The 9825-nt window shown below is 58.1% G+C and carries 8 protein-coding genes and 2 tRNA genes; all 10 read left to right on the forward strand.

The window, feature by feature from the left end; all coding sequences use genetic code 11:
- Positions 1-14: 14 nt before the first annotated feature.
- Positions 15-89, forward strand: a tRNA-Gly gene (locus PMX70_RS08940).
- 424 nt (positions 90-513) lie between these two features.
- Positions 514-1860 carry an adenylosuccinate lyase gene (gene purB, locus PMX70_RS08945; protein ID WP_055251306.1) on the forward strand — a complete coding sequence of 449 codons (1347 nt, stop codon included), beginning with the start codon at positions 514-516 and terminating at the stop codon, positions 1858-1860.
- 128 nt (positions 1861-1988) lie between these two features.
- Positions 1989-2252, forward strand: coding sequence for a TIGR03905 family TSCPD domain-containing protein (locus tag PMX70_RS08950; protein WP_006236206.1), 264 nt, complete (start codon positions 1989-1991; stop codon positions 2250-2252).
- Entirely contained in the window at positions 2252-3463 is a 1212-nt protein-coding gene (locus tag PMX70_RS08955; RefSeq protein ID WP_148331778.1) for a twin-arginine translocation signal domain-containing protein, read from the forward strand. The genes PMX70_RS08950 and PMX70_RS08955 overlap by 1 nt, the downstream gene beginning before the upstream one ends.
- A 153-nt stretch (positions 3464-3616) precedes the next feature.
- Positions 3617-4339: a response regulator transcription factor gene (locus PMX70_RS08960; protein WP_006236208.1), complete on the forward strand. Its 723-nt coding sequence runs from the start codon at positions 3617-3619 to the stop codon at positions 4337-4339.
- 11 nt (positions 4340-4350) lie between these two features.
- A complete protein-coding gene (locus PMX70_RS08965; protein ID WP_271740457.1) occupies positions 4351-5916 on the forward strand; it encodes a sensor histidine kinase in 1566 nt (521 codons plus the stop codon).
- Positions 5917-6034: 118 nt separating this feature from the next.
- Positions 6035-6913, forward strand: a complete 879-nt coding sequence (locus PMX70_RS08970; protein ID WP_035136481.1) for a phosphoribosylaminoimidazolesuccinocarboxamide synthase — start codon at positions 6035-6037, stop codon at positions 6911-6913.
- Positions 6914-7489: a hypothetical protein gene (locus PMX70_RS08975; protein WP_271740458.1), complete on the forward strand. Its 576-nt coding sequence runs from the start codon at positions 6914-6916 to the stop codon at positions 7487-7489.
- 89 nt (positions 7490-7578) lie between these two features.
- Complete coding sequence (locus PMX70_RS08980) at positions 7579-8859, forward strand: aminopeptidase (RefSeq protein ID WP_271740459.1); 1281 nt, start codon at positions 7579-7581, stop codon at positions 8857-8859.
- Positions 8860-8887: 28 nt separating this feature from the next.
- A tRNA-Lys gene (locus PMX70_RS08985) sits at positions 8888-8960 on the forward strand.
- The last annotated feature ends 865 nt before the right edge of the window (positions 8961-9825 follow it).

Below are 9825 nucleotides of genomic sequence, written 5' to 3' on the forward strand. Positions count from 1 at the left end.
TATCCCCCACATATGCGGGCATCGCCAAGTGGTAAGGCATCAGCTTCCCAAGCTGACACTCGCGGGTTCGAGTCCCGTTGCCCGCTCCATTCGAATTTCAGGCACGGTAACGTTTCGTTACCGTGCCTTTTTCAATAAAGTGCCGGGACTCGAACCCGACAGGGTGCGAGCGTTAAATAAACGCGAAGCGTTTATAGCGAGCAGGCAAGGTCGCCGATAGGCGACCGCAGCCGGTGCGTATTTGCGAAGCAAATACGCAGACGTCCCGTTGCCCGCTCCATGGAGCAAGGAAGATTTCGGGAATGGTAGATTCAGCCTGCTTTGCTCCCACACTTCCCCGGATCTCGGTATGCCACTGAAGCCGGTGCGTATTTGCGAAGCAAATACGCGGACGTCCCCATGCCCGCTCCAATTCCAAAATGTTAGGTTAATGCCTGCTGCCCATACTTGCACCTGCGCACGGTACAATGGTTGGGTTACGACCAACGTGCCAATAACCAAAAAGGAGCCGCTATGATCGATCGCTATACCCGCCCGGAGATGGGACACATCTTCTCCCTCGAGAACAAGTACGCCATTTGGCAGGAGATCGAGGTTCTGGCCTGCGAGGCCCAGGCGGAGCTCGGCAAGATCGGTATTTCCAAAGACGAGGCCCAGTGGATCCGCGACCATGCCAACTTTGAGAAGGCGAAGGTCGATGAGATCGAGGAAGTCACGCGCCACGACGTCATTGCCTTCCTGACCAACATGAAGGAATACATCGATGCCGATGTTCCCGAGGGCGACCCCAAGCCCAGCCGCTGGGTTCACTATGGCATGACCAGCTCGGATCTGGGCGACACGGCCCTGTGCTACCAGCTCACCCAGGCCTGCGACCTGATCATCGAGGACGTCAAGAAGCTCGGCGAGATTTGCAAGCGTCGCGCCTTTGAGGAGCGCAACACGCTCTGTGCCGGCCGCACTCATGGCATCCACGCCGAGCCGATGACCTTCGGCATGAAGTTTGGCTCTTGGGCCTGGGAGCTCAAGCGCGATCTGGATCGTCTTGAGGACGCCCGCAAGAATGTTGCCTTCGGTGCCATCTCGGGCGCTGTCGGCACGTACAGCTCCATCGAGCCGTTCGTCGAGGAGTACGTCTGCGAGCACCTGGGCCTGGTCCACGATCCTCTGTCCACGCAGGTCATCAGCCGCGATCACCATGCCTACCTTGCCGGCGTGCTTGCCACTACAGCGGCCACCTGTGAGCGCATCGCTACCGAGGTCCGCAATCTGCAGAAGACTGATACGCTCGAGGCCGAGGAGCCGTTCCGTAAGGGCCAAAAGGGCAGCTCAGCCATGCCGCACAAGCGCAACCCCATCACCATGGAGAAAGTCTGCGGTCTGTCGCGCGTCGTGAAGTCCAACGCCCAGGTTGCCTTCGATAACGTCGCCCTGTGGCACGAGCGTGACATTTCGCACTCCTCTGCCGAGCGCGTCGCCCAGGCCGATAGCTTCATCGCCCTCGACCACATGTTCCAGTGCCTCATCCGCGTTATCGACGGCCTGCAGCTGTATCCCGCCCGCATGATGGCCAACCTCAATAAGACCCGCGGCCTCATCTTCTCTTCCAAGGTACTGCTCGCCCTCGTCGACACGGGCATCACCCGCGAGGACGCGTACGCCATTGTGCAGGAGAACGCTATGGCAACCTGGCACGAGGTACAGGATTGTGTCTCCGGCCCCACCTTTAAGGAGCGTCTCGAGGCCGACCCGCGCTGCACCGTCAGTCAGGAGAAGCTCGACGAGATCTTTGATCCGTGGGACTTCCTCACCCGTATCGACACGGTCTTTGATCGTCTGGAGCAGCTGAGCTTCGAGTAGGTTCGGGCATAACGTTAGCTTTTTAGGGCGCTTTGCTGGTAATGTGTGTTGCCGGCAAAGCGCCTCGTTGCATTTAGGGAAAGACGGGGATAATAGTCGTCTCGAATAACATTCTGAGAGGGGATCGCATGATTTCGTTTGATTACAAGCCTCAGGGCGTGTGTGCTCGCAATATTCACCTTGATCTTTCCGATGACGGCAACAAGGTGATGGGCGTTGAGTTTACCGGCGGCTGCGACGGCAATCTCAAGGCTATCTCCAAGCTGGTCGAGGGCGCTCCTGCCGATCGCGTAATCGAGGTTCTCGCCGGTAATACCTGCGGTATGAAAAAGACCTCCTGCGCCGACCAGCTTACACGCGCTATCGAGGCCGCTCGCACCGAGATCGCCTAATGGGTATCGCCGATCACATCAAGAACGGAATATCGCGTCGCGGCTTTGTACTCGGTGGGGCTGCCGCGGGCGCTGCCACGGTGCTTGCCGGATGCTCGAAAAAAACGGGCACCAGCGATGATGCCGCCGGCGAGCCGCAGGTTATCAAGGATGATTCCAAAATCATCTCGATTACGGATGAGTACGAGGCAGTCGACATCGATCTTGAGCCGGCGGCGTCATGGACGCTGCCTCTGGGTACGCTGCTGTACTACTGCGACGGCGATTACGCCGCGGCGATGATGGCGCCCGCATCGGCACTGCACGCCAACACACTCGGTGTGCTCAACCTGGGCGATGGCTCGCTTACCACATTAATCGAGGATCCTATCGAGGGCACGGGATATGCATTCTACGATGTCCGTGCCGGCGACAGCGTATTCGCGTGGGTTGAGATGAACTTTGCCAATTCATCGTGGAAGCTCTACGGTCAAAATCTGTCGGGCGCTTCGCTCTCTGGCGACGTGGTTGAGCTCGATCGAGGTGGCAAGGACTATGATCCGCCGCTGTTTACGGCGTTCGGGTCATCAGTCATCTGGTATAAAATGCCCTCGGCAGGTGGCAATAAAACGAGTAGCGATTCGTTTTGCTATCGTCGCTCACTTGATGAATCCAAGGCCGAGACAATTTGGAAATCGACGGGCCGCTTTGCATCGGCCCCGCGCGCGAGCGACGGCATTTTGACCATCTCGCCGCGTGTCCGCAACGACGAGGGCGTCTACTACGGCATAACGGCAATCGATCTGACCGACGGCAACAACACCAAGCGTGCCCAGTTGGTCCTTCCTTCGTCAGTTTTGCCTTTCGAGGCCGTATATATGGGCGATACCTTCGTGTTTTCTATCGAGGCGGCCTATAGTGGCGTGGGCAGCCTGGGCAATATGGGCACGTATATCGGTAATGAAGGAGGGCCGTACCTCTTCCTGTCACGCGAGCCGCTCGCATGTGCGGCTGGCAAGAAGAATAAATACCTTGTTAAGGTACAGGCGTCGCATTTCCTGATCGACACCTCTGCCAAGACCTATGGCTCGCTGCTGTCGCCCGACCGCGCTTTGGAGTATGGCGATTATCCAGCTACGGCGGGAAAATCGGACTCATTCCTTACGTACGCCACGGTGCGCAACAGCCAGGGTATACCAGAGACGGTCACTGCACGCCTATTCTCTCTTTAAGCTTAGAGGGGTTAAAAAGGCGCCAACAGGGGAATAAACGCGTTGTAATTGTGAGTACCGCCCGCCGAGCTGCCGCGTCATAGCGGCATCTGGCGGGCTCAGGTGCGTTAAAATGGGCTTGTTCTTAGCTAATTGAGACAGGGGGGCCGTGTTATGGCTTCAGATGCAAAAAAGATTCTGCTGGTCGAGGATGAGAAGGCAATCCGTGACGCCGTCGCTGCCTATCTCGAGCGCGAAGGCTACTGGGTTGTGGGCGTCGGCGACGGCCAGTCCGCGATCGAGGAGTTCGAGAAGCATCAGTTCGACCTGGTCGTGCTCGACCTTATGCTCCCCAAGATCCCCGGCGAGCGCGTTTGCCGCACCATTCGCGATACCTCGGATGTCCCCATCATCATGCTGACGGCTAAGGGCGAGATCGAGGACCGTATTATCGGTCTTGAGCTCGGCGCCGACGACTATCTGATTAAGCCGTTCTCGCCGCGCGAGCTCGTCGCCCGCGTTCGCGCTCTGTTCCGCCGTGCCCATCAGGCCGACGAGCCCGCCGTCGAGGTACTCGACTTCGGCGATCTGGTCATCGATATCTCGGGCCACAAGATCTTGGTCGAGGGCAAGGAAGTCGATCTGACGGCTTCCGAGTTCAAGCTGCTCACCACACTTGCCCGTCATCCCGGCCGTGTGTATAACCGCATGGAGCTGGTCGAGAAAGTGCTCGGGTATGACTTTGAGGGCTATGAGCGCACCATCGATAGCCACGTGAAGAATCTTCGCGCCAAGCTGGGCGATGATCCCAAGAAGCCCAAGTGGCTCTACACCGTCCATGGTGTCGGCTATCGCTTCGAGGCTCCGGCCAAGACCGATAAGTCGGACGAGAAATAGGGAAATCACATATGACACCTGCGCGCTTTGAAATCGGACAAAAGCACAAGCAGGAGAGCGAGGCGGGTTCCAAGGCTAGTTGGAACACGCCTCGTTCCGATTCACGGCCAACGATGAGCTATCCCTCGCGCATGGCACTTGCTTTTGCTCTGACATCGCTCATGACGGTATTGGTGCTGGTGGGCGTTGTCTCTGTTGTGTGGGGCACGGTCTTTTCGGATTACACACGCTCCAATATCGTCGAAATCGCAAATTCCGCTGCCGAGAAGTTGGCGACCTCATATGAGGAAAACGGCTCTTGGACCGCGGGAGAACTGCGCACGGTCGCAACGTCGAGTTTGGTTTCCGACGATCTGGGCATGCAGGTCGTCAATAAAAAGGGTGTGATCGTTTATGACGATTCCTGGCCCTCGGCAAGCGCCACCGCCGATGTACGCGAAAACCAGGCTACGACCGACGACACGAGCGGCAAGAGGGCGTCGCATAGCCCGGTCTCGTCTGCTCCAACCGACTCCGATAGCGTTGCTAACGTCGAGATCGTAACGTCTTCCGGCGAGCACGTCGGACAGGTAAAGCTGTGGGCTATCGGCTCCGACGCTCTGCTCACCAAGGCGGACTCTGCGTTTAGGGAGAAGACCTTTAACGCCATGGCCCTTGCCGCGGTTGTTGCGGTCTGCATCTCGGTTGTTATCGGATCGTTCGTGTCGCGCATGCTCACCAAGCCGATTCATCGTATTACCAGTACCGCCAAGCAGATTCGCGACGGCGATTTGTCCGCTCGTACGGGCTTGCGCGGCGATGACGAAATCGATCAGCTGGGAGAGACCTTCGACGAGATGGCCACCTCACTCGAGAAAGATATGAAGCACGAGAAGCGCCTGACCTCTGATGTTGCCCACGAGCTGCGCACGCCGCTCATGGCCATGCTTGCAACGGTCGAGGCCATGCAGGACGGTGTGTATCCCACCGACGACGAACACCTGGAGACGGTCGCTTCCGAGACGCGTCGCCTGGCTCGTCTGGTGCAGCAGATGCTCGACCTATCGCGTATGGAAAACAGCACGGCTCCGCTCAATCTCGAACCGGTGGACATGGTTCCGTTCGTGCGTTCCATCGTCAATGCCCAGGAGCGCCTGTTTGTCGACCGCGATCTGCGCCTGCGTTTTGCAGATGAGACGCAGGGCCACGATGACGTTGTCGAGGCAGATCCCGACATGATCACGCAATGCGTCATCAACCTTTTGAGTAACGCCATGCGCTATACCCCCGAGGGGGGTTGGGTCGTGGTGTCGGTACTCAGCGACCGCAAGCACGTCGATATCGCGGTTTCGGATACGGGCATCGGTATCGCCAAGGATGATTTGTCGCGCATCTTCGGTCGTTTTTGGCGCGCCGACGCCAGTCGCGCCCGCGAGGCGGGTGGCCTGGGCGTGGGCCTCGCCGTGACCAAGCAGATTGTCGAGCGTCATCACGGCTACATATCCGTGGAGTCGGAGCTTGGAAAGGGTACGACTTTTACGATTCATCTGCCTCGCGAGCACACGGCGGACGCGGCATCTACTACAATGGAGCACTAGCTTTTCGCTATTCGGTGAAGGAGGGGTTTCGTCCCTGCCGCTCCGAGTTTGCGAAAACGTGCGGGAAAGAACCCGCATTACTGTCGTATTTTGGTAAGGAGTGACTCACGTGACAACGATGGAGCGTCGTCCGGATTCCCGTGGCAAGGTTCGTGATATCTATGATGCCGGTGAAAACCTGCTGATGGTCGCCACCGACCGCATTTCTGCGTTCGACTTCATTCTTCCCGACGAGATTCCGTTTAAGGGAGAGGTGCTCAACCGCATCTCGGCATTCTGGTTCGATAAGTTTGCCGACATCGTCCCCAACCATCTCGTTTCCATCGACCCGGCGGATTTCCCCGAGGAGTTTGCCGAGTATCGTGACTACCTCGCAGGCCGCGCCATGCTGGTCAAGAAGGCCCAGACGATTCCTATCGAGTGCATCGTCCGCGGCTATCTGACCGGTTCGGGCAAGAAGACCTATGACGAGAACGGCACCGTCTGCGGCATCCAGCTGCCTGAGGGCCTAACCGAGGCCTCCAAGCTCCCCGAGCCGCTGTTCACCCCGTCCACGAAGGCCGAGATCGGTGATCACGACGAGAATATCTCGTTTGAGCGTTGCTGCGAGATCGTTGGCGAGGACATCGCCACGCAGATCCGCGATCTGTCTCTTAAGATCTACAAGGCTGCCGCCGAGTATGCAGCGACCCGTGGCATCATCATTGCCGACACTAAGTTTGAGTTTGGTGTCATCGATGGCAAGGTCACGCTGATCGACGAGTGCCTCACGCCCGACTCCAGCCGTTTCTGGCCTGCCGCCAGCTACGAGGAGGGCAAGATTCAGCCCAGCTACGACAAGCAATTCGTCCGCAATTGGCTCAAAGCCAACTGGGATATGACGGGGGAGACCCCGCACCTGCCCGCCGAGGTCATCGATGGCACGTCCGAGCGCTATCGCGAAGCCTTCCAGATCATCACGGGCTCCCAGTTCACAAGCATGAAGGAGAACGCATAAGTGAGTACCCGTAGCGCCACGAACAAGCGCACGCAATCCCACGAAGTTACCGGGGTTGCGCGCAAGTCCGCCGCATCTGCTAAGCCCGCCCGCCAGGCAGCGAGCTCCGTTCGCGTCGTGCCGGCTTCGTCTAAAGCTCGCCGCAAAGAGCTTGAGAAGGGTGAAAACCTGGACGGCCTTTCCAAGGAGGAGAAGCGCGCCCGCAAGGCCAAGCAGCGTGCTCGCGAGGATCGTATCTACACGGTGTCGAATATTCTCCTCAAGCAGGATGAGGACTACACCAAGCGCCGTCGTATCTGGTGGGCCGTGCTCGCCATCGGCATGGTGCTCGTCGTGGCAATTTGGGCTTCGCTCTACTTCGCTCCCGGCGGCACGGTGTCCAGTCCCGTCCAGATGGTCGGCATCGTTTTGTCCTATGTCATCATTCTGGGTGACTTTATCTACGACTTCGTTCGCATTCGTCCCTTGCGCAACATGTACCGCACGCAGGCCGAGGGCATGTCCGAGAACAAGCTCAACGCTCTTATTGAGCGCGCGGCTGCCGAGGAGGACAAAAAGGACTCCAAGAAGAAGTAGCGTTTGTATCCATACTTATCGCTAAGATATAAGGCGCGTCGTTTTCGCGGCGCGCCTTTTTACTGTTCTATAGATAGATGGAGTGGCACATGATTCGAGCTGCCCTGACGGTCGAAGAGGCTCTGGAGGGCATGAAGGCCCTGGAGCCCAAGATTAAAAACTACGCGCGCCTGGTCGTCCGCAAGGGCGTGAACGTCAAACCCGGCCAGGAGGTCGTCGTTCAGTCTCCGGTCGAGTGCGCGCCCTTTGCCCGCGTGGTGGTTGCGGAGGCCTATGCCGCCGGCGCTGGCCACGTGACGGTCATTTGGGCCGATGATGCCGTGACGAGGCTCACGTACGAGCATGTCGAGAAAAGCTATTTTGAGCAGACACCCGAGTGGAAGCGCATGCAGCTGGATTCCTTGGCTCAGGATGGTGCCTGCTTTGTCTTTATCGAGGGTGCGGATCCCGCGGCCCTCAAGGGCATCGATCCAGCCAAGCCGGCCGCGGCATCAAAGGCGAGGAATACGCAGTGCAAAGTTTTCCGCCGTGGACTGGATTACAACATCAATCCGTGGTGCATCGCCGGCGCTCCGGTCGTGGCTTGGGCGCACGAGGTGTTCCCGGGAGACGCCGATGAGGTTGCAATCTATAAGCTGTGGAATGCGATTCTGCACACCGCGCGCGCCGATGGCCAGGACCCAGAGAGCGACTGGGAACTCCATGACGCCGCATTCGAAAAGAACCTGCGTTTCCTGAACGACAATCGTTTCGACTGCCTGCATTACACCGCGGCAAATGGAACCGATCTGACGATTGGCATGACGAAAGGTCACGAGTGGGCCGGCGGCAAGGGCAAGACGCCCGATGGGCACCCCTTCTTCCCCAACATTCCCACCGAGGAAGTCTTCACTTCGCCCGATCGCATGCGCGCCGACGGTATCGTGTACTCGGCCATGCCGCTCATCCACCACGGCAATAAAGTCGACGATTTTTGGATTAAGTTCGAGGGCGGCCGCGTGGTGGACTACGACGCCCGCGTGGGCAAGGCAACGCTCGCAAGTATCATCGATACTGACGAGGGCGCTGCTCACCTGGGAGAGGTCGCGCTCATTTCCAAGAACACGCCGATCCGCGAAAGTGGTGTTCTGTTCTACGATACGCTCTATGACGAGAACGCTAGCTGCCATCTCGCGCTAGGTGTCGGTTTCCCCGAATGCATCGAGGGTGGGTATGACATGTCCAAGGAGGAGCTCCTGGAGCATGGCGTTAACGTCTCGAGCACGCACGTCGATTTTATGATCGGCACGGACGACATCGATATTGCGGGCATTACGCCTGATGGACGTGAAGTTGTGATTTTCCAGAACGGCCAATGGAGTTGGGAATAGTCCCAGACCGTGGTACAATGCCACCCGCGGGCCGTTAGCTCAGCTGGCAGAGCAGGGGACTTTTAATCCCAAGGTCCAGGGTTCGAACCCCTGACGGCCCACCCAAAGATTGTTGAGACGGTCAACTTCGGTTGGCCGTCTTTTTTGTCGCCCTTTCATGGGTTCGAACCCGTCGGGGCGCGGAGCTGAGTAAACGCGTGAGCGTTTGCCAGCGCAGCGCGCAAGGCGCGAAAGCGCCGCAGCGGCCGCCTGCGAAGCAGGCTGAACCCCTGACGGCCCACCCAAAGATTGTTGAGACGGTCAACTTCGGTTGGCCGTCTTTTTTGTCGCCCTTTCATGGGTTCGAACCCGTCGGGGCGCGGAGCTGAGTAAACGCGTGAGCGTTTGCCAGCGCAGCGCGCAAGGCGCGAAAGCGCCGCAGCGGCCGCCTGCGAAGCAGGCTGAACCCCTGACGGCCCACCCAAAGATTGTTGAGACGGTCAACTCCGGTTGATCGCTTTTTTGTTGCCGGTGCATGGGTTCGAACCCGAACTTCTCTATATATAAGAACGCTTGGCGAACAAAACCTGCCTTTTACCGACGGGAAACAAATAGCTGATGCTTTTGGAGTAAAGTGGCGCTCCAGAGATGACCGATGCCTTAACACCTATAAACCAGCTGGTCATCGCCAATATCAGAAGCCAATGCTTCAGTTATAACCTCAGGGACGCGACTGAGGGACATATTCGTTTGTGAACAAATTATGGAGTGCGCGATTCCCGCCCGCGGGGCCCCTCCGGTCTGGCAATATATCTCCTTGCCGCGCGGCCCGGTGGAACCGGATGAGCCGCAAAGCGTGCACCTTGAGAACCGGATACTGCGAGGATGGACACTTCAAGTGTCGCATCCAGGCAGACATCGAACCATTTGAAATGGTCTAACTTGGATTTGTTTTTCGCAAGGCCGCCGAGAGGCGGCCCCGAGAAA

It is taken from the genome of Collinsella aerofaciens (assembly GCF_028206795.1).
In the GTDB taxonomy this organism is placed as follows: domain Bacteria; phylum Actinomycetota; class Coriobacteriia; order Coriobacteriales; family Coriobacteriaceae; genus Collinsella; species Collinsella aerofaciens_AX.